Consider the following 23,466-nt stretch of genomic DNA (forward strand, 5'->3'; position numbering starts at 1 on the left):
ACTACCAAATGAAAAAAATATTTTCTGTTGCCCTTGCCGCAACTTCTTTACTATTCTTAAACTGTGAATCTACTGATAAAAAATTTAATATTAGTACCGGTGTTATTGGCCAGCTTACAAAAGACACAAAGGTTATGGACCTAGAAACCATTTATGCTGAAGATTCTATCGTTGCTGAAAATGGCATTCCTAATTTAAATTTACAATTAGGATTTAAGAATGAAGTTTTGAACGACACCAAGACGGACACTACACGTATTATACAATCTAATTTTATCTATAATAAGATTGATATCTACGAAAAAGGAGGTAAACAATTATTGAGCCTTACTCCTAGTAGAGACAGTATTCCTAAAATAGAAAATATCAGAATATACGATCCGCGTTATATTTCAGACAAAGGGATTTCTACCGCTAGTACATTTAAAGATATTAAAGAAAAATACAGCATAAAAAAAATCATTACATCCATGAATAATGTGGTGATTTTATTAAAAGATACAGGGCTATATTTTACGATAGACAAACAAGAATTGCCTTCTAGTCTTCGGTATGATTCTAGTGCAAATATTGAAGAAGTACAGATTCCTGATGGAGCAAAAATCAAATATATGATGCTTGCTTGGGAATAATAAATAGATAAGCTATAATAACTTTTATAAATAAATTATGTGGCATTTAAAAAATGACTTACATAATAAAATATTTAGAACACCAAAGCAGCAAACTTTAGAATTTTAGCAAGCAGTCGAGAACCTTGGAAATAAGGTATTTACTGCTTGTTCAGACGAAAATTAAAACAAATTTCGTGTATTAACATTGCAATAGCTAAACCGCCAAAACCAATTTTAAAAAAAAAAAAAATGAAGATCATCCTTACGTTTTTCTTTGCTATACTACTTGCTAATTCTTGTAAACCTTCCAATTCTGAATTATTGTATGGAACCTGGAAGCATTCTGAAGTTAGAGAGCAAAAAAATGATTATGAAATAATGAACATTCAAGAAGGAACCTCTAGCGAAATAATATATGCGGAGACAGACTTAAAACAATCAAAAACCACTACAACAGTTCAAGACTTTTATTTAGTTTTTGATAATGAAACAAACTATATAGAATACAAGGTAGGCATGGGGATGAAATTTGAGTTTAAACTTTCTAACGACACTATTTACAGCAATGGAGAACCAGAATTTGAAATAATCTCCGTTACGAATAAAGTACTGAATTTAAAAAAACTGAGAACAGGAAAATCAGTGAATTATATAAAGTCTAATGATGATTTATCGAAATTCGAGATACTTAACTAAATACTTACAACAAATCATGGGACTTGAACTTGTTTATTAATTCCCTGATTTTTTTAAAAATTTGGCTTTTAAAAATAAAAGTTTTGGTTAAGTAATAAATCAAATTATTTATGATGGTGAAGAAATACACGATTCAAAAAACACCCTTTGTAGTACCTACTACTGATGGTAAGCGAATAGAAGAACATTTTGGCAAGGCTAGCACTAATGAGGACCAAGTTAGTATCGCTCATATGATTGCTCCTCCAGGGTGGAGTGAACCTTTTCAAACGCCAGAGTTTGAAGAATACACCTATATTATTAAAGGGAAAAAACAATTTAGTGTAGATAACGAAATTATTATTTTAGAAGCTGGCCAATCTATAAAAATAGAAAGAAACACACGCGTACAATATTCAAACCCTTTCGATGAGGAATGTGAATATCTGGCCGTTTGCTTACCTGCTTTTGATTTTACAAAAGTTCATAGAGAAAATTGCAAATGAAAAAAGCACTCAATAAATACATTCCTCTGTTTTACGGAAGCTATTTTAACTCTTTGGCTTTAGTCTCTAAAGAGAAAGCCGCACAGAAGGCGTTTGAGCTTTTTTGCACTCCTAGAAAAGGTTGTATTTTAGAACACCAAAAAGAATTTTTAAACCCTGCAAAAAGTGAAATAATTTCTGCTGAAGGAGTTCAGCTACAAACTTATAAGTGGCAGGGTAAAAAAGAAACAGTATTACTTCTTCATGGTTGGGAAAGCAATGTATTTCGTTGGAGGAATTTAATTGGCTACTTACAAAATGAAGATTACAATGTAATTGCTTTTGATGCTCCTGGCCAAGGTAATTCATCAGGAAATATTCTTAATGTACCCTTATATACGCTTTGTGCAGAAAAAATTATAGCCACTTATAATCCAAAAATTATTATTGGTCACTCCATGGGTGGGATGACAGTGATGTATAATGAATACAAGCATCCAAACAACTCTATTCAAAAAATAGTTTCTCTTGGCTCACCTTCTGAGCTTTCTGAAATTGTAACTGATTACCAAAATTTATTAAAATTCAACTCCACCGTAAAAAACAGTTTAAACAATTACTTTAAACGTCAATTCAAATTTACCATTGAGGAATTTTCTATTGCAAAATTTTCTAAAAAAATAACTAAAAAAGGATTGATCATTCATGATGAGTTCGATAAAATAGCTCCTTATACTTCCGCAGAACAAATTCACCGAAATTGGAAAAATAGTCGTTTAATAAAAACAGAAGGTTTAGGACACTCCTTGCATCAAGAAGTGGTAAATGAAGAAATTATTGCATTTTTAAAATCAGAATAAAAGATTATTTTAAAACAAAAAAAACATGTCAACTGTCACTCCTTTTCATATTGCAATACCGGTGCATAATTTAGCAGAATGTAGAACGTTTTATCGCGATATATTAAATTGCGACGAAGGTAGGAGTAGTGATCATTGGGTTGACTTTAATTTATTCGGACATCAATTAGTCATTCACTACAAACCAAAAACGGTAAAAGAAGACCTACACCACAACCCTGTTGATGGCCACGATGTTCCTGTACCTCATTACGGCGTAGTATTACCGTGGGATGTCTTCCAAAGCTTTTCTGAAGAATTAAAAACAAAAGGTGTTCAATTCATCATTGAACCATATATAAGATTTGAAGGTTTAGTTGGAGAACAAGCCACCATGTTTTTCTTAGACCCTGCAGGTAATGCTTTAGAGTTTAAATCTTTTAAAGACATGGATCAATTATTTGCTAAATAAGTTTATTTAAAAGTAATTGTAAACGTTGTACCCTCATTTACAGCACTGGTAACCGCTATTTTTCCTCCCATTTCTGTGATGTGACTATGCACCAAATACAACCCAACTCCTTTACTGTCTTTTGTTGAATGAAATCTTTGGTTAAGATTAAAAATCTTACCCGCTACCTCTTTCATATCAAAGCCTAAACCATTATCAGAAAAGACAAGTATTTGCTCTCCCGCTACAATTTTAGATGCAATATTAATTTTAGGTAAAACATCTGGCTTTGCGTATTTAATGGCATTTGTAATTAAATTTAAATAGATACTCTCCATAAAATCTCTATTAAAAAAGAAGGCATCAAAAGCTGAAAAATCAGTTGTTATTTTGGCCCTAGAATCAAATATCAATGCGCTAATAGAAGACTGCACTACGTGTAAAATTGCTGAAAGTGAAATTAATTCTCGAGAAGACTCTAGCTCCTCTGTTTCTGTTAATGAATCTACATAACTATTTAAAGAATCTCTAAGTCCTTCTGTAGAATTCTTAATCAAGTTAAACACCTGTAATGTTTCAGGATCTGTAATCTTATTTAAATCCAGAATATTACACAAAGTAAGCAAGTTGTTAACAGGAGATCTTAAGTCATGAGAAGTCTTAAAATTAAGGTTCTTAAGGTTTTTATTCTTCTTATCTAGAGCGAGTAAGTGTACTGCCCGTTCAGATTCTAATTTTTTCTTGTAGGTAATATTTTTTGCAATAGCATAAATCAAATTCTCATCTGGCAAAGGTATTGCTGTCCAGTCTAACCAAATAATGTTACCAGATTTACTTATATACCTGTTCTCAAAATTTAGTAATGGAAGATTCTTTTTTAGATTTTTTCTGTTTGAAGCAGTCCTTAACCGATCTTCTTCATAAATAAAATCACTTATTTTCCTAGAAAGTAATTCTTCTTTTGAATATTCTAAAAGATGAATTAATGCCGGATTTATTTTTTTTAAATACCCATCATACCCCGCTATACAAAGCAAGTCACGCGACACTTCAAAAAAAGTTTCAAGACTATATGGCATTAATTTTTATAAGTTAGAAAAAAATATTGAGACTTAAAGTAAAGCCTCAATATCAAATGAAATAGCGACAATTATTTTCTACTTCTATGACGTTCACGCGCCAATAAAGTATTTTTTAATAGCATTGCTATAGTCATAGGACCTACTCCACCTGGTACAGGAGTAATAAAACTTGCTTTTTTACTTACATTCTCGAAATCTACATCGCCTGTAATATAATAGCCTTTTTCACAAGAATCATCTGCTACACGAGTAATACCTACATCGATAATTACCGCATCGTCTTTAATCATTTCTGCTTTTAAGAATTTAGGAACTCCTAATGCAGAAATCACGATATCTGCTTGAGAAATAATTTGAGTAATGTTTTTCGTATGACTATGTGTTAAGGTTACGGTAGAATTTCCTGGCCACCCTTTTCTTCCCATTAAAATACTCATAGGCCTCCCTACAATATGACTCCTACCAATAACTACGGTATGCTTTCCTTTAGTATCTACATTATAACGCTCTAAAAGTTCTAATATCCCGAAAGGCGTTGCAGGAATAAACGTACTCATATCTAAAGCCATTTTCCCAAAATTCATAGGATGAAAACCATCTACATCTTTATCTGGATCTACAGCCAATAAAACTTTTTGAGTATCTATTTGTGGAGGCAATGGCAATTGTACGATAAACCCATCTATATCCTCATTCTTATTTAATTCTTCAATCTTATTTAAAAGCTCTAGTTCTGATGTTGTACTTGGCATTCTAACCAAAGTAGATTCAAAACCAACTTTCTCACAAGATCTAACTTTACTACCAACATACGTTAGACTTGCACCATCACTACCCACTAATATTGCTGCTAAATGAGGTACCTTTTCCCCTTTTTCACGCATTTTAGCAACCTGAATTGCAATCTCATCTTTTATTTCGTTGGATACTTTTTTCCCGTCTAATATTTCCATGGTATGGGTTACTTCGTTTATTAAGTAGTTATCTTAAGTTGTGTATTTTTATTGCATGCCTTTCATTGCACCCATCATTTGCATCATCTTTTTGCCACCACCACCTTGCATCATTTTCATCATCTTACTCATCTGATCAAATTGTTTTAGCAATTGGTTTATTTCTTGAATAGATCTTCCACTACCTTTAGCGATACGTTTTTTTCTACTAGCATCTAATTTTGCCGGCGTAGCTCTTTCTAATGGTGTCATAGAATGAATGATAGCTTCTACATGTTTAAAAGCATCATCATCAATATCTAAACCTTTTAAGGCTTTCCCTGCACCAGGAATCATTCCCATAAGATCTTTGATGCTACCCATTTTCTTAATTTGCTGAATCTGACTTAAAAAGTCATCAAAACCAAACTGATTTTTAGCAATCTTCTTTTGAATTTTACGACTCTCTTCTTCATCAAACTGCTCTTGAGCTCTTTCTACAAGGGATACAACATCACCCATACCCAAGATACGTTCTGCCATACGTGCCGGATAGAATACATCAATAGCATCCATCTTCTCACCCGTACCAATAAATTTAATTGGCTTATTTACAACAGACTTAATAGAAATTGCGGCTCCACCACGTGTATCACCATCTAATTTGGTAAGGATAACCCCGTCAAAATTTAAGATATCATTGAAGGCTTTTGCTGTATTTACTGCATCTTGCCCAGTCATTGCATCTACTACGAATAAGGTTTCTTGTGGTTGAATTGCTTTATGAATATTAGCAATTTCATTCATCATCTCCTCATCTACAGCTAAACGACCCGCGGTATCTATAATCACAACGTTATGACCGTTTGCCTTTGCATATGCAATACCTGCTTTAGAGATTGCTACAGGATCTGTATTTCCTCGATCAGAAAATACCTCAACACCTATTTGTTCTCCCACGACCAGTAATTGATCAACTGCTGCAGGACGGTAGACATCACAAGCTACTAATAGCGGTTTTTTTGTTTTTTTTGTTTTCAGGTAACTCGCAAGTTTCCCTGAAAAAGTAGTTTTACCAGAACCCTGCAAACCAGACATTAAGATTACGGAAGGGTCTCCAGATAAGTTAATACCTTCAACATCACCCCCCATTAACGCAGTAAGCTCATCCTTTACCAACTTAACCATTAACTGGCCTGGTTGTAATGCCGTAAGCACATCCTGACCTAAAGCTTTTTCCTTTACCGTATTGGTAAATTCTTTCGCTATTTTAAAATTGACATCAGCATCTAGTAAAGCTCGTCGAACCTCTTTTAAAGTTTCTGCAACATTAATTTCTGTGATTTGACCATGCCCTTTTAGAACATGAAGTGCTTTATCTAACTTTTCGCTTAAATTATCAAACATAGTATTACCTTAATTATCAAGTGTTGCAAATTTAATAATAACAATGGGAAGTCTGAAGTTAGATTGCAAAAATATATGCACAAAAAAAAGGCAGCTTTTTTACAGCTGCCCTTATTCAAATCTGAAACCTAAGTTCTTAATCACATTTTTTCGTCAAAAGAAGTGTTTCTTCTCCTTTTTCTAACTTAAATAAACCATCAGCACATTCTATCACTTTCCATTCTCCTCCGTAGTTTGCCAGAGTCATACTTAAATTGTTAAATGATAATGTTCCACTTTGTAAAGACCAGTTACCTTCTTCTACAACTGTATTATTAGCATCATAAACGTGTATGTTATTATTAGAAAAATCTATTAATAATTCTTCAGAGAAAGTACCGTCTACATTTGTAATTTTAAATTTACACTGTCCTAATAATGCATCGTTTATATCTGCATCACTGCAAGCAGCAGCAGATTCATTACAATCTCTTTTTAATACATTTTGATATTCTAATTCTGTATTGTTATAAATATCTAAAGAAATTTCAGTCTCTGAATACTGAGTAATTTTCCATCTTTCAGAAATTAACTCTTGGTTGGCATTGTAAAAAATAATTGCACCAGCATCAATTTCCCAAGATGTATAACGGTCAGTGACACTTAAACCTCCATTTTCATCAACAAACTTAACTTCTCCCCCTTGAAGAAATTTAAGATTTACTACGCCAATAAAAGTATCATTAGCATCTGTAAAGCTCCAAACACACTCCTTAAGTAAGCTTGCCACCTCATCATTAGAACCAGCTGTTGCCTCACAGCTTTTAGTTAAAACAATAGTTTCTTCTCCTTTTTTCAATTTAAATAACCCATCTCCACAGTCAATAACTTTCCATTCTCCTTCGTAGTTAGCTAAAGTAGCGCTTAAATTATTCATTTGTAACGTTCCATTTTGTAAAGACCAGTTCCCTTCATCTACTACTGTCGTATTAGCATTGTAAACGTGAATATTATTACCTGAAAAATCTACATATAACTCCTCAAAGAAAGAACCATCTAAGTTTGTAATTTTAAATTTACACTGTCCTAATAAAGCTTCATTTATATCTTCATCACTACATAGTTCATTTTGGTTAGAATCACAAGAATCTTTTGCTGCCTCTAAAGCCGTAACTAGCTCGGCATTACTATTTATAGTAATTTTAGTACCATCGTACTTTTCTAAAGTAATAGGAAAATCTATTCCAACAACATCATTGTCTCCTAAACCTGTAAAAAACAACCTTAGTTCAGTATCATTATTTACAGTAACTGTGTTTGTAATTTCTAGGTTGATATTAAAACTGAATAAATCTATAGGATACACAAAGTCTATACATTCTATACTATTATTTTGACCCTCCTCTGAAGATGTATTTTTAATTAACGTAGCTGTAGCAGAAGAAGCCTCTATTGCATTACTATCATTATTGTCTGGTAATTCCTCAAACTCTTTTTGACAAGAGGTTAAAGTAAATGTTCCCATAAGTAGGGCTGCGAACATAAATTTTGCGAAAACATTTTTCATAATAATTTGGTTTATTTTTTTGTTTTATAGCTCTATAACAACTCACTTCTACAAAACCCTACCATACCTTTTAATTATTTTTAAAATACCTTTGGAAAATACTTTTTGATAATTGATTAATGGATACACCGGAACAAAATGTTTGTGAGGAAGAAGTTTACAATGTATTATTTAAAGCCAATTCTAAAACGGTTTTTAACTATATATATTATAAATATGGAAATGAAGAGAAAGCCTATGATGTTGTACAAGAAGCTTTTATAAAACTTTGGGAGAACTGCGCTAAAGTTTCTGCAGAGAAAGCTAAATCGTTTGTATATACCGTTGCAAACAATTTGTATTTGAACGTGATTAAGGCCGAAAAAGTTCGCTTGAAATATGCAAAAGAAACGCTTGACGTATCTCACGAAACTCCAGATTTTATTCTTGAAGAAAAAGAATTTAAGAAAAAATTAGAAACTGCTTTGTCTGATTTACCCGAAAACCAGCGTACCACTTTTCTATTAAATAGAATTGACGGAAAAAAATATAAAGAGATTGCCGAAATGGAAGGAGTTAGCATTAAAGCTATTGAAAAAAGAATGCATTTAGCGTTAAAAACATTACGTGAAAAAATTGACGGCATATAAATTGGTTGATGGTTGATGGTTGATGGTTGATGGTTGATGGAAAATAAAACCAGTAAATTTAAAGTAGGGTTTTTACCTAACTAATTGTTATAAGAATATAAAGCATAAATTATGCAAGAGAATTACCTAGCCAAATGGCTTAACAACGAATTAACCGAAGCGGAACTCGAGACTTTTAAAAAGTCTGATGCGTACGCTTCATATCAAAAAATTGCTGCTGTTTCTGCAACATTAGAAGCTCCTGAATTTGATATAGACAAAGCGCTTACTGACAGCAAAAATAAACGTACTACTCCAAAAGGGAAAGTCCTAAAATTAAATCCATTTAAAAAATTAATGCGGGTCGCAGCCGTGGCCGCACTATTTATAACTACTGCATACTTTTTTATTAATTCTGATGAACATATAAAAACAGATTTAGCACAAACAGAAATAGTAATATTACCTGATGCTTCTGAGGTTGTTTTAAATGCTGAATCAGAAATTGAGTATAACAAAAAGAACTGGAGTAAAAAACGCCTCCTTGAACTTAACGGGGAAGCTTATTTTAAGGTTGCTAAGGGGAAAAAATTTACAGTACAAACGTCTTCTGGAATTGTTCAAGTTTTAGGAACACAATTTAATGTAGCGAATAGACCTAACTATTTTGAAGTCACCTGTTTTGAAGGTTTAGTTAGCGTTACTTACAAAAACAATACTTTGAAATTACCTGCAGGAACTTCATTCTTAGTTTTAAATGATGAAATCGTTTCTACGGAAGCACCAAAAACAGACCAACCTTCATGGATCACTAATGAAAGTGCTTTTACCAGTATCCCATTAAACTTTGTTTTAGCAGAGCTAGAGCGTCAATACAATGTTACTATTGAAACCAAGACTATAAACACGAACACCTTATTTACAGGAACGTTCACCAACAAAAATATAAATTCGGCGTTGAAGAGTATCTGTGTTCCAAATAACATATCGTATACAGTAGAGGGGAATAAAGTGATTTTACATGCCAAAAACGCAGAGTAGTATTATAACTATATTTTTAATTGCAATTTTATTCTTCTCTTCCTTAAGCAGTATAGGGCAGGAAAATAAAACTGCACGGGTTTCACTTAGAGCATATTTAAATCAAATAGAAGAAACTTTTTCAGTGAAATTTTCATTCGCAGATAATTCCATTAATAGCATTTTAATTCTTTCTCAAGAATTTAATGAGCTGGAGGCTGCCATTCACTACATTGAAACAGAAACACCTTTAGATTTAAAAAAAATAGATGCCCGATACTATACTATTTCTAAAAGTATGCTTTCTATTTGCGCTAAAGTTTTAGATAATTTTGAACAGAACACGCTGCACAATGCAAGCATTAAAGTATTAGAACAAAACTTAACTACCATTACAGATGATACAGGTAGTTTTTATTTGAATAATGTTCCGAGAAAATCTACCATAGAAATTAGACATATTGGCTTTAAACCCTTATTCGTTAAGGCAGAAGAACTACAAGACGGTAAAACTTGTAAGACCCTTTTAATGGCTCAAAATATACAACAGTTAGAAGAGGTCATCATTTATAAATTTTTAACCACTGGCTTAGAAAAGCAAGATGATGCCAGTATTGTTCTAAATACGGACGATTTTGGGATTCTCCCTGGTTTAATAGAGCCTGATGTTTTGCAAACCGTACAAGCGCTACCCGGAATAAAAAGTATAGACGAAACCGTTTCTGATATTAATGTTCGTGGTGGTACCAATGACCAAAACTTAATACTCTGGGAGGGTATAAAAATGTATCAATCTGGACACTTCTTTGGCTTAATATCTGCATTCAACCCCTACCTCACAGATAAAGTAACGCTGATAAAGAATGGCTCAAGTGCTGCTTTTGGAGACGGTGTAAGTAGTATTTTAGATATGCGTACAAAGAATACCATTACTAATAATTTATATGGTGGCGCAGGAATTAATTTATTGAGTGGTGATGTGTATGGCCAAATTCCTCTTAAAGAAAATCTAGCATTTCAATTTTCAGGAAGACGTTCTATCACTGATTTTTTAAACACTCCTACGTACAACCAATTTTACGATAGAGCTTTTCAGGATACTGAAATTAAAGGCAACGAACCTGAACAAGAAAATTTAGCTAGAAGCGAAGATTTCTATTTTTATGATTTTACAGGCAAACTATTATATGATATTTCAGAGAAACATAAGGCACGTGTAAGTTTTATTGCCATCAATAATTTATTAGCATATACCGCTTTAAATACGGACACTGCAGAAAAGACCAACAGTAAATTAATGCAAACTAATTTTTCGATTGGTGGTTATTTAGAGAGCACATGGAATGCTAATTTCTCCACACAAATAAATGCCTATTACACCTCCTACCATTTAGATTCTGAAAATTTCACTACAGAAAACAAGCAACAGTTACTTCAAAATAACGAAGTATTGGAAACTGCCATTCAATTAACATCTAATTACCATTTTTCTGAACAGTTAGCTTGGAAAAACGGGTATGAATTTAAGGAAGTAGGCATTATAAATTTTACGAATGTAACCCAACCCCCATTCCGCAGTAATATAAAAGGTGTTCTTAGAACGCATGCCTTATTTTCAGAACTTACCTACACCTCTAAAAATGAAAAACTATGGGTTAGAGCAGGTATACGCGCAAATTATATTAAAAATCTAGCAACTTTTGAAAAACTTATTCTAGAACCTCGATTAAATCTAAACTATAGATTAACTCGAGATTTTAAGGTAGAATTACAAGGCGAATTTAAAAACCAAACCACCAACCAAGTCATTGATTTGAAACAAAATTTTTTAGGAATTGAAAAACGAAGATGGGTTTTGGCGAATGAAGAAGAATTACCAATCACCCGAAGTAAACAAGTTTCCCTGGGTTTAAATTATGACAAAAACAAAATCTATATTGGCTTAGAAGGATTTTATAAATATGTAAATGGCATTAGCACTACCACACAAGGTTTTCAGAATGAAGATCAATTTAATGGAGAAATTGGGGAATATGCCGCTAGGGGATTTGAATTTTTAATTAACCAAAAGACAAAAAACCTTAGTAACTGGTTGACCTATACGTATAATAAAAATGATTATACATTTGATTTATTAAGTCCCACTACATTTCCTAATAATTTAGACATTAGACACACGATCACTTTTGCAAGCACCTATACCTATCAGAATCTAAAATTAGGCCTTGGTCTTAATTACAGAACAGGAAGGCCGTATACGAAGCCACAAGAAGGCGGCAACCCTATAAATACCTTTGTTTTTCCGAGCACTATAAATTACGAAGACGCTAACAACAGTAGATTACCAGAATATCTAAGAGTAGATGCATCCGCTATTTATGATTTCAAAGTCAGCCAAAATATAAAAGCATCCGTTGGCGCATCACTTTTAAATGTTCTAGACCATAACAACATCCTGAATAGATACTACCGATTAAATGACCAAGAGGAAATAGAAACCATCGAAAGTGTTTCGTTAGGGATTACCCCAAACTTTAGCTTTCGAATGTTCTTTTAACTACACTTCAAAAGGCTTATGAAAATCAAAATTCAACATCTTTCTTAAGATCAAATAAATTTCAGGAAATTCTTGTCTAAATTCTAAAGGTGTTTCTACATAATTTTCTACAGCAACGGCAAAAAATTCTTGAATATTTGCTTTGCTATAGGCTCTAAAATATGAGCTCTCTTCAAATTTCTGTTGAAATAGTACGGAATCATATACAGCACTTAACAAATCCATATGTTTACGAAAATTTCTGTTTTCAAAATTTCGTTCTAAAGTAGCATTAAAACTTAAGGCATGTGCAAACTCATGAACCCCTAAATTTTTATTGTCGTTAGGAATTTCAAAACCTTGTTTTACGTGTGCTGCAGAAAAAACAATAGTTTTTAATCCCGGGTTATATTCTCCTATATGGTTCTGACGGTTTAGTTTAGAAAAATATTGATTTGGATAAATAATTAAGCGCTCTATTGCAGGAATTTTATATCTTTTTAAACCTAAAGTTAAAATTGTGGCTGTGGCACTTAACAGCAACGCCATATCTTCTTGGCGCGGTGTTAATCCATGAAAAATAAATTCCTTATCTCTTCTAAATCGGAGCAAACGATATTCAAATTTCTGCTTTTGCTGATAGGATAGTTTTTTGTAAACTGGAAAATTATTGAGAATAATTTTCTTTTCAGAAATGGTAAGCGGCTCTAATCTTGAAAAATAAAGCCGGTATGCATACCTAATAATATATAAGAAATATGTGGCCATTGCAATGATAACCAGAACAGGGATCCACATATTTCTCAATATAAATTACATGCGCTCAGGAACTTCTATTCCTAATAACTTAAATGAAGATTGAATAACCTCACTCACCTTTTTAGACAACTGTATTCTAAATGCTTTTTTATGTTCCTCTTCCTCTCCTAAGATAGATACATTTTGGTAGAATGAGTTAAACTCTTTTACCAAGTCATACGTATAATTAGCCACCAGTGCCGGACTATAATTAGCGGCTGCTAATTGAATAGCTTCAGGATAACCTTGTAATTGTTTTATCAATTCTTTCTCCTTTTCATGAAGTGTTGTTAATCCTGCAAAACCGTTCAAACTTAATTCTTCTGCTTTACGTAAAATAGATTGAATTCTAGCGTAAGTATACTGTATAAAAGGACCCGTATTTCCTTGAAAATCTACAGACTCTTCAGGATCAAACAGAATTCGCTTTTTAGGATCTACTTTTAAAATATAATATTTTAAAGCACCTAAGCCTATCATTTTATATAAATCTTGCTTTTCAGCATCAGAATAGTCTTCTAGCTTCCCTAATTCTTGAGATATTTCGCCGGCAGTAGTTGTCATCTCTTGCATAAGATCATCTGCATCAACAACAGTACCTTCTCTACTCTTCATTTTCCCACTTGGTAAATCTACCATCCCATAACTTAAATGGAATAGATTTTTAGACCATGAGAACCCTAATTTCTTTAAGATTAAAAACAATACTTTAAAATGATAATCTTGCTCATTCCCTACCGTATACACCATACCACTCACATCTGGATTATCCTTAACGCGTTGTATAGCCGTACCAATATCTTGAGTCATATACACTGCTGTACCATCAGAACGCAAGACAATTTTTTCATCAAGACCTTCGTCTGTTAAATCTATCCAAACGCTACCATCTTCTTTTTTAAAGAAAACACCCGTTTTTAAACCTTCTGCTACAACATCTTTCCCTAATAAATAAGTATCACTCTCGTAATACAACGTATCAAAGTCTACGCCTAAATTCTTATACGTAACGGCAAACCCCTTGTAAACCCATTGGTTCATTGTTTTCCAAAGCGAAACCACTTCTTCATCGCCAGCTTCCCATTTTAAAAGCATTTGTTTTGCTTCTAACAGTATAGGCGCTTGCTTTTCTGCCGCTTCTTTTGCTAAACCACCAGCAACTAAATCGGCAATTTCTACTTTGTATGCTTTATCAAAAGCTACATAGTAATTACCTACCAATTTATCACCTTTTAAACCTGTACTCTCAGGAGTTTCCCCTTTTCCAAACTTCTGCCAAGCCAACATACTTTTACAGATATGAATTCCTCGGTCATTAATAATTTGGGTTTTATACACTTTCTTTCCTGAGGCCTTTAATATTTCAGCCACAGCATATCCTAATAAATTATTTCTTACGTGCCCTAAATGCAGAGGCTTGTTCGTGTTTGGTGAAGAATATTCTACCATTACCGCATTTGAGGCATCTTGTTCTACAAATCCAAAAGTGGTATTAGCAGCAATCGTCTTAAAATCTGCTAAATAGTGAGCATCAGTAATCACTAAGTTTAAAAAACCTTTGATGACATTAAACCCAGAAACTTCTGCAACCTCTTGTACCAAATAAGCCCCTATTTCGTTACCAATTTGTACGGGATTACCTTTAACAACTCGTAGCATTGGAAATACAACAATGGTGATATCTCCTTCAAAATCTCTACGTGTTGGCTGAAATTCTACCGATGGTAATTCTGCTTTAAATAATGTTGAAACCGCTTCTTTTACCTTGGTTTCTAATACGTTCTGGATATTCATGATTATTCGACTTATCAATTTGCAAAACTAAACATTTTTTGTCCTTTTAATAGTATATTAAGATTTAAACCACTCGTAATAGCTTAACTTTATAAGAAATATTACATCATGATAGATTTTCAAAAAGTATTTGCGCAGATTGATTCTCCTAGCATAAGGAAAATAGCTACATCATTAGCCTCTTTTTTTAATGATTTAGTACAATCGTTTTGTAATGACAAAGACGGTTCTGGTAAAAAAGTACAATATTTAGCACAACGTGTTGACGGCAAAAAAGTACCCGTAAATAGAAAATTATAACCTATGCTTGTTAATGTATCGTACAATAACAAAGAGGTTACCCGTAAAGTAGATGATTTAGTAGGCAAACCTTTTCCATTAAAAGAACGGTGGGCTATGAAAGGCATTGGCTCACCCAAATTATTTATTACCGAAACCAGTATTGAGATTCGTAATTTATTACTACTCGATAACAATACTAATTCTTGTAATGTGGAATTACGCCCGAAAGGAATAATCGTTCGGTTTCGATCTTTATTAGAAACTTTTGCACTGGTGATTCCCTACTATAAGCTATCTATTTATAAAGGAGATTTTGCGGTATATTCCATCTTCAAAGATCACTATTTCATTAAAGTCAAATCTGATACAAAAGCAATTCAAAATTATTTTAAAAAAATTCTAGATTATAAAATCGAAAATACACCTACTTCCATAACAGATCTTTAAACCTAATCTTTATGAAAATACTACTCACAGGTGCAAATGGCTATATTGGCATGCGATTATTACCACAGCTGCTGGAGTTAGGTCACGAAGTTGTTTGTGCCGTTAGAGACGAAAGTCGCCTATCCATAGATAAAGAAACTAGAGCTCAAATTGAAGTTATAGAATTAGATTTATTAAAGGATTTTTCTTCTGGTAAAATTCCCTTAGATATTGATATTGCTTATTTTTTAATACACTCTATGAGTTCTTCTATTCAGGACTTTGATAAACAAGAAGCAATAACCGCTCACAATTTTAACGCCTATATGGCAGAAACAAATGTGCAACAAGTTATTTACTTAAGCGGCATTGTCAATGACAAAGAGCTATCTAAACATTTAAGTTCTCGTAAGAATGTTGAAGACATTCTATACCAAGGCGGCTTTAACCTTACTGTTCTTAGAGCTGGAATTATTGTGGGTTCTGGAAGTTCTTCTTTTGAAATTATACGGGATTTATGTGAGAAATTACCCTTTATGATTACTCCAAAATGGGTACTTACAAAAACACAACCTATCGCCATCAGAGATGTAATTTCTTATTTAACGGGGGTAATTGGACATACAGAAACATATAACGATTCTTTCGATATTGCTGGTCCCAATATATTAACATACAAAGAAATGCTGCATCAATATGCAACAGCCCGTGGTTTTAAAAACTGGATTGTAACAGTACCTATCATGACCCCTAAACTATCTTCTTATTGGTTATATTTTGTCACTTCTACGTCATATAAGCTTGCCATAAACCTTGTGGACAGTATGAAAATGGAGGTTGTCGCTAAAGATCAACGCTTACAAGACATCCTGCACATAACCCCATTCTCTTATCGTGAGGCTATTGATATGGCATTCAAAAAAATTGAACAAAATTTAGTAGTGAGTAGTTGGAAAGATAGTATGGTGAGTGGCCGTTTTAGAAAGAATTTAGAAAAATACATTCAGGTACCTAAATATGGCGTGCTTACAGATAAAAAATCAATGAAAATTGATAATCCTGAATTAGCACTTCAAAACATTTGGAAAATAGGTGGAGAAACAGGCTGGTATTACGCAAATTGGTTGTGGAAAACAAGAGGTTTCATGGACAAACTTTCTGGTGGCGTAGGACTAAGACGCGGAAGAACACATCCAGACAGGATTTATACGGGTGACGCCCTTGATTTCTGGCGTGTGTTGCTAGCTGATAAAAAGAATAAACGTTTGCTCCTATTTGCTGAAATGCGCTTACCAGGTGAGGCTTGGTTAGAATTCGAAATTGACCAAAATAATGTATTACATCAAACAGCTACTTTTAGACCTCGTGGACTTCGAGGTAGGCTCTATTGGTATAGTGTTTTACCCTTTCACTTTTTTATTTTTGGAGGAATGCTTCGAGGAATAGCCACAAAAAAATAATAGCACATTTGAAATTGAAAGCACTTTTTAAAAATTCATTACTAATAGTATCTGTTGGTATTCTCTTAATTTTATCTTTAGTAGCTTTTTTTACTACGGAAGCGACTTACGCTATTATTAGTGACTTATCCCTTTGGGTGCGCACCTATTTTGGCTACTTCTACTTATATTTAGGGTTAGCCTGCGTGCTATTTTTACTTGTAATAGCATTTTCTCCTATAGGTAAATTAAAGTTAGGCAAAACAAACTCAAAGCCTGAGTATTCTTTATGGTCTTGGGTTGCTATGTTGTATAGCGCAGGAATGGGGGCTGGTATACTATTGAGAGCAGTACAGGAACCAATTTACATGCAACAGAATCCGCCTTTTTCCTCGGATTTAGCACCAGAAATTCTCGCCTTAGAATTTACGTTTTACCAATGGGGTTTTACAGCGTGGGCCTTTTATGGGTTATTTGCTATGGTTATTGCTCACACGTTATTTGTTCGAAAGAAAAAAATTTTAATCAGTGAAACCGTTTCTAATACACTACCCAACAAGCGCCTATTATACGGCATTGATGTTCTTACCATACTCACTACAATATTTGGATTAATAGCTGCAATTGGCTTGGGCACCACACAAATAAAGGGCGGCATTAATCATGTATTTAAAGGCGAATTTAGTTTAGGCTTAACAATAGCTCTCACTACTATAATTTTAATTGTAGCAGCTTATAGTGCTTGGATGGGAGTAAATAAAGGCATAAAAATTATATCGAAACTGAATATATTAATTGCATTAAGCCTGCTCTTATTTACGTTTATATTTAGTGACATTCAATTAATCACGACTAATTTTTTGAAGGCTACCTATTACTACATTGTAGATTTCATTCCTATGAGTTTGGCCTATGGGAGCTACAATCCAGGAATGGATTTCTTATCTGATTGGACATTTTATTATTGGGCTTTTTGGCTTGCATGGGCACCATTTACAGGGATATTCATTGCAAGAATATCTAAAGGAAGAACGCTAAAACAGCTATTATTAGGCGTATTGATTATACCAACTCTAGGAACATTTTTCTGGTTCTCTGTATTCGGTACTTCAGCCTACCAGCTCGTAGAAGTTTGGGGGAGTTACCATAATGAATTCGGAAATGTGTTTTCGTCTATTTTCGTATTCTTTGAGCACTATCCGATGGCTTTTGTTTTGAATTTAGTAACGCTCTTTCTATTGGCTAGCTTTTTAGTTACCTCTGTAGATTCAGCTATTTTTGTTCTAAGCATGTTTACAGATAGTGGCAAAAAGAACCCGAGTAAAAAACACAGAATGTTATGGTCTGTAATTATTCTGATTGCCACTGTAGCTTTATTAGTATTAGGTGATGTAAAACCTGAAATAGATGTCTTAACTACAGTTCAAAAACTACTAATAATAACCTCATTACCATTTGCATTTTTCAGCATATTCATGGCTTGGGTATTTATAAAAGATGTTTTGAAAAAAAAGTGATCTTTATTTTTTAGGTAAAAATACCTCTGCCATCATACAGCGTGCACTACCACCTCCACAAGTTTCAATCGTATCTAATGAACTATGTATAATTTCACAATGTACAGCAATAGCTTTTAGTTGATCAGGAGTTAAACTAGCATATGCGGCAGAACTCATTACTAAATAGCGCTTATCATCTGCTCCCAAAACCTGCAGCATATTTCCTGCAAATTGATGCATCTGCTTTTCGGTAATTCTAATGATTTCTTTTCCATCATTATGCAAATGATCTAAAACAATTTTGCGCTCTTTTTTATCATCAATAGTATCTGTACAAATAATAGCAAATGTTTCTGCTAATGCCATCATTACGTTAGTATGGTAAATTGGCATACGTTTCCCATCTACGGTTTGGTTTGCCGTAAAAATTACTGGGAAATAATCAAAATCTTCACAGAATTCAATAAACAATTCCTCATCTGCTCTGTCTGACAATGCACAATAGGCTTTTTTATTTAATCTATCTAAACATATGCTTCCTGTTCCTTCTAAAAAGAAATCATCCTCTTCGGCTGAAGTAAAATCAACAACATCTTTTATTTCAAAACCTTCTTCTTCTAAAATATCTAATATATCTTCACGACGCTCATTTCTTCTATTTTCAGCAAACATTGGATACAAACCAACAATACCTTCTTTATGGAAAGACACCCAATTGTTTGGGAAAATAGAATCTGGAGTATCCGGACTTAGCGTATCATCAACAACAATTACATGTACTCCTTTTTCTTTTAGCACAGTTACAAAAGCATCAAATTCTACTTGTGCTTTTTTATTAATTTCAACATTTTTAAGATCAAGATCTTCTTGAAAAAAATTATTTACAGCCGTCTGTTCGTTCATACGAAAAGCAACTGGTCTTATCATTAAAATAGTATTGGTAACTTGCATAAAACTGCTTTATTTTTTTTGAGTAAAATTATACTTTTATATCAATTCGTTATTAACTTCCAGAGAATTTTACGCTCTAATTAACGGCATTGTACTACAGCGCAACAAACCTTCTTGTTTAGAAATTTCAGCATAAGGAATTTCCTCTACCACAAAACCTTTTACCCTTAACCAAGTATTCAAACGCGTGAAACTTTTTTCTGAAACTACTACTTCTTGAGAAATTGAAAAAACATTACTAAACATCGTATACATTTCATCACTTGTTATTTCAAAAACGTTTTCTTTTCCAAAATAAGCTACCAACCACTGGTACTCTTCTTCAACTAGAAAACCATTTTTATGTAAGATGGCTTTATTATTTCCAATAGGCTGAAAACAACAATCTAAATGCAATGCATTTTCACGTGCATTGGTTGATTTTCTAAGCTCAAAGGATTTAATCTTTTTATTTGGAAAAAAACTTTTAATATACTCCACCGCAATTTTATTAGTTCTTGCGGTGATATGATGTGAATAGTTTTCTGCAGTATATGTTCCTATAAATATATACTCATTCCATGGCATTACATCACCACCTTCTATATGGGCCTCTTCTGGAAGAATAATTACCTTATCCGGAGCTATTTGCGAAATGACGTCACCAATTGCTAAATACTCTTCTTCTCTATCTGGAAGTATATTTGCTTTAAAAAAGAAATCATCAATAACAAAAGCTATATCTCTTGAAAATATCTGATTGCAATCCTTAAGTATTTTCGGCCTAAATATCTGTACATCATACTTATTTAATACTTTTTCAAAAGCATCCATTTCTAATACCATATCAGCTTCAACAGGATAGGTTCCTGCAAGAATATGTTCTAAGGATTTTGGATCGTAAGCTTCTTCTGGTTTTGGAGTAGGCCCACAACTTTTAGCAGTTCCTAAAATAACTGCTAAAAGTTTTGACGTCTCATCCTTAATGTTCAAATCAAGCATAAAATAATATAAAATGAATAATTAGTAATTATTGAGCGTAAAAATAAGAATCTAATAATAAAAAAACTGCCTTTTTGCAAAAAACAAAAAGGCAGTTTAAATTATAATTTGATAAAATATTTATCTTTTTTCTACAGGGATAAAAGATCTTAAGTTTTCACCAACATAAACTTGTCTAGGACGACCAATTGGCTCACCATTTAATCTCATTTCTCTCCATTGAGCGATCCAACCTGGAAGTCTTCCTAATGCAAACATTACTGTAAACATTTCTGTTGGGATGCCTAAAGCTCTGTAAATAATTCCTGAGTAAAAATCTACGTTTGGATATAATTTTCTATCAACAAAATATTGATCTTCTAATGCTTCTTTCTCTAATCCTTGCGCAATAGATAAAATTGGATCTTCAATACCTAAAGCACCTAAAACTTCATCAGCAGATTTCTTGATAATTTTTGCACGAGGATCAAAGTTTTTATATACTCTATGTCCAAAGCCCATTAATCTAAATGAATCTTCTTTATCCTTAGCTTTAGCCATGTACTTTTTAGTATCACCACCATCAGCTTCAATGGCTTCTAACATTTCCAAAACAGCTTGGTTAGCACCACCATGAAGGGGTCCCCATAATGCAGAAATACCAGCAGATAAAGAAGCAAATAAACCTGCATGAGAAGAACCAACTATACGTACCGTAGATGTAGAACAGTTTTGTTCGTGATCTGCATGTAAAATTAGAAGTTTATCTAATGCATCAATTATAGTTTTGTCTTTTTTATATTCTTGGTTCGGTTTCTTGAACATCATTTTATGAATATTCTCTACGTACCCTAAAGAATCATCGCCGTAATCTAAAGGCAAGCCTTTTTTCTTACGTAACGTCCAAGCAACTAATACCGGAAATTTTGCCATGATACGTACAATTGCCCAATACATTTCTTTTTCTGAACTTACATTTACAGAAGTTGGATTAAAAGCAATCAATGCACTTGTTAAAGAAGACAATACACCCATTGGATGAGCCGACTTAGGAAAACCATCTAAGATTTTTTTCATTTCCTCATCTACATGAGATTCAGATTTAATATCTGAATGAAATTTCTCTAGTTCTTCGCTATTAGGAAGTTCTCCAAAAATTAACAAATAAGCAACTTCTAAAAAGTCTGCTTTTTCAGCCAATTCTTCTATTGAATATCCTCGGTAACGCAATATTCCTTTTTCACCATCTAAGAATGTTATAGCACTTTCACAAGAGCCCGTATTTTTATACCCTGGATCAATAGTAATCATTCCAGTTGATGCTCTTAAACTTTTAATATCTATTGCTAATTCATTCTCTGTACCTTTAATTACTGGGAATTCAAATTTATTCCCTTGGTATTCTAATATAGCTTTGTCTGACATGTGTTTTTTTAACTTTTAGTACTCCGTAAATTTAAGAAAAAGACGTGCCATTAACAATTCAAAAAAAATCATTTATTGTATTATTAACAAATGAAGATTTCTTTTGATTATTTTCAATAAATAGCAACAAAAGTCTACTATATCGTTATAGCATAAAGAAATTTATAATACTCATCTACACTTTTCTCCCAAGTAAAGCGTTCTTTTTTTGCACTTAATTTAATTTTATTCCATTGCGGTTTGTCATTTAGAAAAATATCTAAAACCAAATCAAAAGAATCTACCATATTTTTTATCTTATCATCGGTAGTTTTGCCATCAAAAGTAAAGCCTGTTTTTAGATGTTTAACCGTATCTTTTAAACCTCCTGTGTAATGAACTAAACAAGGATGCCCATTTCGCATAGCTAACATTTGACTTATCCCGCAGGGTTCAAAAAGACTAGGCATAAAATATAAATCTGATTCCAAATAAATACTATCTATCAAATCTTCTGATTGCCCATTCGTGAAAATAAAATTTTTATGCTTATAACTTATCTCTCTAAACATCTCCTCGTATTCTGGCGCTCCTGTACCTAATAACATAAAGACACCATTAACTTTTTCTAGCTTATCTAATATGGCTACAAAAGCCTCAGGAGAATGCTTAATGTAATAAAACTTCTGCTCTGTTAACCTTGCTACGCTTGAAACGATAAAGGCGGGTTTTTTCTCTACATAATCCATTATTTTTTCACCAGTATGCGCTAGGAAATCATATTTGTATTGTTTTGATTCCTCTTGTAACCATCCAAATAATGCTCTAATGATATTGCGATACAATCTACCTTTTTCTACAGAGCGAATATTATTATAGTTGGAACCGTTTAGTATACCAAACAATCTTCCTTCCCGGTCTGCATTTTGCAAGTCTATCTCCAAGCTTTCTCCTCCTATAAAATCTGGCGGGTTACTCGGTAATAAAATATCTTCTTTATACGATGGAGAAACCGTATGAACAGCATCTGCAAGACGAACACCTACGGCCATTAAATTAATACAGTCGTGATAACGATAATCTCTTAAGTTATCATAATCAATAGAAATTTCTGGAAAGAAATTATGAATAGATGAATAATTACCTCCAAACGGACGAATACCTTGAATAGCTAAATTATGAATCGTATACACAAAACGTAATTGTTTTAATTTTTCGAATGCTGGATGGTACTTTCTTAAAAATAAAAGCAAACTTGAATGCCAATCATGTAAATGAACAATATCTAAATGACCAAATGCATTCTGATTCACTGCTTCTGCCACAGCGGTACAAAAAATAAAATATTTTACTGCATCATTATAAAAAGGTTCTGTTGGATCATTATGATAAATGTGAGCAATATCACCAGGTTGTATTTCCGGATGATGAATAACATAATGAGATAAATTCTCAAATTCTTTTTTAGGCTGCACTTTATAGAGTTCTGCAGTATACGTTTGATCTCTTAATTGAAAGTTTAAGTTCATAAGAAACTCACCATTCTCATGGAGTCTAGAATACGCAGGAACTACAACATGGGCAGCATCACCTCTCATTGAGATTTGGCGTGGAACATCTCTGACGACATCACCCATTCCCCCAGCTTTACATTTAGGTATAGCATCATTTTCTGCGGCAACAAAAAGAAAGTTATTCATTTAGGAGGGTATTGTATT

22 protein-coding genes are annotated in these 23,466 nt (G+C 33.1%); 12 read left to right on the forward strand and 10 right to left on the reverse strand.

What is annotated here, in order from left to right:
* Positions 1-8 precede the first annotated feature (8 nt).
* The 5 genes from CELAL_RS02840 (at position 9) to CELAL_RS02860 (ending at position 3,085) form a co-directional block, all read left to right on the forward strand.
* On the forward strand, positions 9-632 hold the full coding sequence (locus tag CELAL_RS02840) for a hypothetical protein (RefSeq protein ID WP_013549407.1): 624 nt from the start codon (positions 9-11) through the stop codon (positions 630-632).
* Positions 633-863: 231 nt separating this feature from the next.
* Positions 864-1,310 (forward strand): hypothetical protein, encoded by a 447-nt coding sequence (locus CELAL_RS02845; RefSeq protein ID WP_013549408.1) that lies wholly within the window; start codon positions 864-866, stop codon positions 1,308-1,310.
* Between the two features lie 110 nt (positions 1,311-1,420).
* On the forward strand, positions 1,421-1,795 hold the full coding sequence (locus tag CELAL_RS02850) for a cupin domain-containing protein (protein WP_013549409.1): 375 nt from the start codon (positions 1,421-1,423) through the stop codon (positions 1,793-1,795).
* Positions 1,792-2,634 carry an alpha/beta fold hydrolase gene (locus tag CELAL_RS02855; protein ID WP_013549410.1) on the forward strand — a complete coding sequence of 281 codons (843 nt, stop codon included), beginning with the start codon at positions 1,792-1,794 and terminating at the stop codon, positions 2,632-2,634. Before CELAL_RS02850 ends, CELAL_RS02855 begins: the two co-directional genes overlap by 4 nt.
* Before the next feature lie 25 nt (positions 2,635-2,659).
* Positions 2,660-3,085, forward strand: coding sequence for a VOC family protein (locus CELAL_RS02860; protein WP_013549411.1), 426 nt, complete (start codon positions 2,660-2,662; stop codon positions 3,083-3,085).
* A 2-nt stretch (positions 3,086-3,087) separates the two neighbouring features.
* Here the strand turns inward: CELAL_RS02860 and CELAL_RS02865 are convergent, their stop codons facing one another.
* The 4 genes from CELAL_RS02865 to CELAL_RS02880 form a co-directional block, all read right to left on the reverse strand.
* Entirely contained in the window at positions 3,088-4,143 is a 1,056-nt protein-coding gene (locus CELAL_RS02865) for a PAS domain-containing sensor histidine kinase (protein WP_013549412.1), read from the reverse strand.
* Positions 4,144-4,214: 71 nt separating this feature from the next.
* On the reverse strand, positions 4,215-5,099 hold the full coding sequence (locus CELAL_RS02870; RefSeq protein WP_013549413.1) for a bifunctional 5,10-methylenetetrahydrofolate dehydrogenase/5,10-methenyltetrahydrofolate cyclohydrolase: 885 nt from the start codon (positions 5,097-5,099) through the stop codon (positions 4,215-4,217).
* Positions 5,100-5,147: 48 nt separating this feature from the next.
* Positions 5,148-6,485: a signal recognition particle protein gene (ffh, locus tag CELAL_RS02875; protein WP_013549414.1), complete on the reverse strand. Its 1,338-nt coding sequence runs from the start codon at positions 6,483-6,485 to the stop codon at positions 5,148-5,150.
* 136 nt (positions 6,486-6,621) lie between these two features.
* Complete coding sequence (locus CELAL_RS02880) at positions 6,622-8,031, reverse strand: hypothetical protein (RefSeq protein ID WP_013549415.1); 1,410 nt, start codon at positions 8,029-8,031, stop codon at positions 6,622-6,624.
* 119 nt (positions 8,032-8,150) lie between these two features.
* On the opposite strand from CELAL_RS02880, the gene CELAL_RS02885 reads away from it, so the two are divergent.
* The 3 genes from CELAL_RS02885 to CELAL_RS02895 all read left to right on the forward strand — a co-directional run bounded on the left by CELAL_RS02885 (position 8,151) and on the right by CELAL_RS02895 (position 12,216).
* Positions 8,151-8,660 (forward strand): RNA polymerase sigma factor, encoded by a 510-nt coding sequence (locus CELAL_RS02885; protein ID WP_013549416.1) that lies wholly within the window; start codon positions 8,151-8,153, stop codon positions 8,658-8,660.
* A gap of 111 nt (positions 8,661-8,771) precedes the next feature.
* Positions 8,772-9,680, forward strand: a complete 909-nt coding sequence (locus tag CELAL_RS02890) for a FecR family protein (protein WP_013549417.1) — start codon at positions 8,772-8,774, stop codon at positions 9,678-9,680.
* Positions 9,661-12,216, forward strand: coding sequence for a TonB-dependent receptor (locus CELAL_RS02895; RefSeq protein WP_013549418.1), 2,556 nt, complete (start codon positions 9,661-9,663; stop codon positions 12,214-12,216). The genes CELAL_RS02890 and CELAL_RS02895 overlap by 20 nt, the downstream gene beginning before the upstream one ends.
* Here CELAL_RS02895 and CELAL_RS02900 read toward each other — a convergent pair whose 3' ends face one another.
* Both CELAL_RS02900 and argS read right to left on the reverse strand, forming a co-directional pair.
* Complete coding sequence (locus tag CELAL_RS02900) at positions 12,217-12,993, reverse strand: zinc-dependent peptidase (RefSeq protein WP_013549419.1); 777 nt, start codon at positions 12,991-12,993, stop codon at positions 12,217-12,219. It abuts the gene before it with no gap.
* 15 nt (positions 12,994-13,008) lie between these two features.
* Positions 13,009-14,787, reverse strand: a complete 1,779-nt coding sequence (argS, locus tag CELAL_RS02905; RefSeq protein WP_013549420.1) for an arginine--tRNA ligase — start codon at positions 14,785-14,787, stop codon at positions 13,009-13,011.
* A gap of 108 nt (positions 14,788-14,895) precedes the next feature.
* Here argS and CELAL_RS02910 point away from each other — a divergent pair, with 108 nt between their 5' ends.
* The 4 genes from CELAL_RS02910 to CELAL_RS02925 are packed head-to-tail and all read left to right on the forward strand — an operon-like array spanning position 14,896 to position 18,451.
* Positions 14,896-15,087 (forward strand): hypothetical protein, encoded by a 192-nt coding sequence (locus CELAL_RS02910; protein WP_013549421.1) that lies wholly within the window; start codon positions 14,896-14,898, stop codon positions 15,085-15,087.
* A gap of 3 nt (positions 15,088-15,090) precedes the next feature.
* Positions 15,091-15,516: a hypothetical protein gene (locus CELAL_RS02915; protein ID WP_013549422.1), complete on the forward strand. Its 426-nt coding sequence runs from the start codon at positions 15,091-15,093 to the stop codon at positions 15,514-15,516.
* Between the two features lie 11 nt (positions 15,517-15,527).
* Positions 15,528-16,955, forward strand: coding sequence for an SDR family oxidoreductase (locus CELAL_RS02920; protein ID WP_013549423.1), 1,428 nt, complete (start codon positions 15,528-15,530; stop codon positions 16,953-16,955).
* 8 nt (positions 16,956-16,963) lie between these two features.
* A complete protein-coding gene (locus CELAL_RS02925) occupies positions 16,964-18,451 on the forward strand; it encodes a BCCT family transporter (protein ID WP_245529674.1) in 1,488 nt (495 codons plus the stop codon).
* Between the two features lie 3 nt (positions 18,452-18,454).
* On the opposite strand, the gene ctlX is transcribed toward CELAL_RS02925, so the two are convergent.
* The 4 genes from ctlX to CELAL_RS02945 form a co-directional block, all read right to left on the reverse strand.
* Positions 18,455-19,384, reverse strand: coding sequence for a citrulline utilization hydrolase CtlX (gene ctlX / locus CELAL_RS02930; RefSeq protein ID WP_013549425.1), 930 nt, complete (start codon positions 19,382-19,384; stop codon positions 18,455-18,457).
* 69 nt (positions 19,385-19,453) lie between these two features.
* Positions 19,454-20,365 carry a dimethylarginine dimethylaminohydrolase family protein gene (locus CELAL_RS02935; protein WP_013549426.1) on the reverse strand — a complete coding sequence of 304 codons (912 nt, stop codon included), beginning with the start codon at positions 20,363-20,365 and terminating at the stop codon, positions 19,454-19,456.
* A 120-nt stretch (positions 20,366-20,485) separates the two neighbouring features.
* The gene (locus CELAL_RS02940; protein ID WP_013549427.1) at positions 20,486-21,769 is read right to left on the reverse strand and encodes a citrate synthase; all 1,284 of its coding nucleotides are present in this window, start codon (positions 21,767-21,769) and stop codon (positions 20,486-20,488) included.
* A 137-nt stretch (positions 21,770-21,906) separates the two neighbouring features.
* Positions 21,907-23,448 carry a glycogen synthase gene (locus CELAL_RS02945; RefSeq protein ID WP_013549428.1) on the reverse strand — a complete coding sequence of 514 codons (1,542 nt, stop codon included), beginning with the start codon at positions 23,446-23,448 and terminating at the stop codon, positions 21,907-21,909.
* Positions 23,449-23,466: the final 18 nt, after the last annotated feature.

It is taken from the genome of Cellulophaga algicola DSM 14237 (assembly GCF_000186265.1).
In the GTDB taxonomy this organism is placed as follows: Bacteria; Bacteroidota; Bacteroidia; order Flavobacteriales; family Flavobacteriaceae; genus Cellulophaga; species Cellulophaga algicola.

Excerpts from the sequence above, each read along its gene's own strand:
- CELAL_RS02840 (WP_013549407.1), top strand. The coding sequence starts at position 9 with ATGAAAAAAATATTTTCTGTTGCCCTTGCCGCAACTTCTTTACTATTC.
- CELAL_RS02845 (WP_013549408.1), top strand. The coding sequence starts at position 864 with ATGAAGATCATCCTTACGTTTTTCTTTGCTATACTACTTGCTAATTCT.
- CELAL_RS02850 (WP_013549409.1), top strand. The coding sequence starts at position 1,421 with ATGATGGTGAAGAAATACACGATTCAAAAAACACCCTTTGTAGTACCT.
- CELAL_RS02855 (WP_013549410.1), top strand. The coding sequence starts at position 1,792 with ATGAAAAAAGCACTCAATAAATACATTCCTCTGTTTTACGGAAGCTAT.
- CELAL_RS02860 (WP_013549411.1), top strand. The coding sequence starts at position 2,660 with ATGTCAACTGTCACTCCTTTTCATATTGCAATACCGGTGCATAATTTA.
- CELAL_RS02865 (WP_013549412.1), bottom strand. The coding sequence starts at position 4,143 with ATGCCATATAGTCTTGAAACTTTTTTTGAAGTGTCGCGTGACTTGCTT.
- CELAL_RS02870 (WP_013549413.1), bottom strand. The coding sequence starts at position 5,099 with ATGGAAATATTAGACGGGAAAAAAGTATCCAACGAAATAAAAGATGAG.
- ffh (WP_013549414.1), bottom strand. The coding sequence starts at position 6,485 with ATGTTTGATAATTTAAGCGAAAAGTTAGATAAAGCACTTCATGTTCTA.
- CELAL_RS02880 (WP_013549415.1), bottom strand. The coding sequence starts at position 8,031 with ATGAAAAATGTTTTCGCAAAATTTATGTTCGCAGCCCTACTTATGGGA.
- CELAL_RS02885 (WP_013549416.1), top strand. The coding sequence starts at position 8,151 with ATGGATACACCGGAACAAAATGTTTGTGAGGAAGAAGTTTACAATGTA.
- CELAL_RS02890 (WP_013549417.1), top strand. The coding sequence starts at position 8,772 with ATGCAAGAGAATTACCTAGCCAAATGGCTTAACAACGAATTAACCGAA.
- CELAL_RS02895 (WP_013549418.1), top strand. The coding sequence starts at position 9,661 with ATGCCAAAAACGCAGAGTAGTATTATAACTATATTTTTAATTGCAATT.
- CELAL_RS02900 (WP_013549419.1), bottom strand. The coding sequence starts at position 12,993 with ATGTGGATCCCTGTTCTGGTTATCATTGCAATGGCCACATATTTCTTA.
- argS (WP_013549420.1), bottom strand. The coding sequence starts at position 14,787 with ATGAATATCCAGAACGTATTAGAAACCAAGGTAAAAGAAGCGGTTTCA.
- CELAL_RS02910 (WP_013549421.1), top strand. The coding sequence starts at position 14,896 with ATGATAGATTTTCAAAAAGTATTTGCGCAGATTGATTCTCCTAGCATA.
- CELAL_RS02915 (WP_013549422.1), top strand. The coding sequence starts at position 15,091 with ATGCTTGTTAATGTATCGTACAATAACAAAGAGGTTACCCGTAAAGTA.
- CELAL_RS02920 (WP_013549423.1), top strand. The coding sequence starts at position 15,528 with ATGAAAATACTACTCACAGGTGCAAATGGCTATATTGGCATGCGATTA.
- ctlX (WP_013549425.1), bottom strand. The coding sequence starts at position 19,384 with ATGCAAGTTACCAATACTATTTTAATGATAAGACCAGTTGCTTTTCGT.
- CELAL_RS02935 (WP_013549426.1), bottom strand. The coding sequence starts at position 20,365 with ATGCTTGATTTGAACATTAAGGATGAGACGTCAAAACTTTTAGCAGTT.
- CELAL_RS02940 (WP_013549427.1), bottom strand. The coding sequence starts at position 21,769 with ATGTCAGACAAAGCTATATTAGAATACCAAGGGAATAAATTTGAATTC.
- CELAL_RS02945 (WP_013549428.1), bottom strand. The coding sequence starts at position 23,448 with ATGAATAACTTTCTTTTTGTTGCCGCAGAAAATGATGCTATACCTAAA.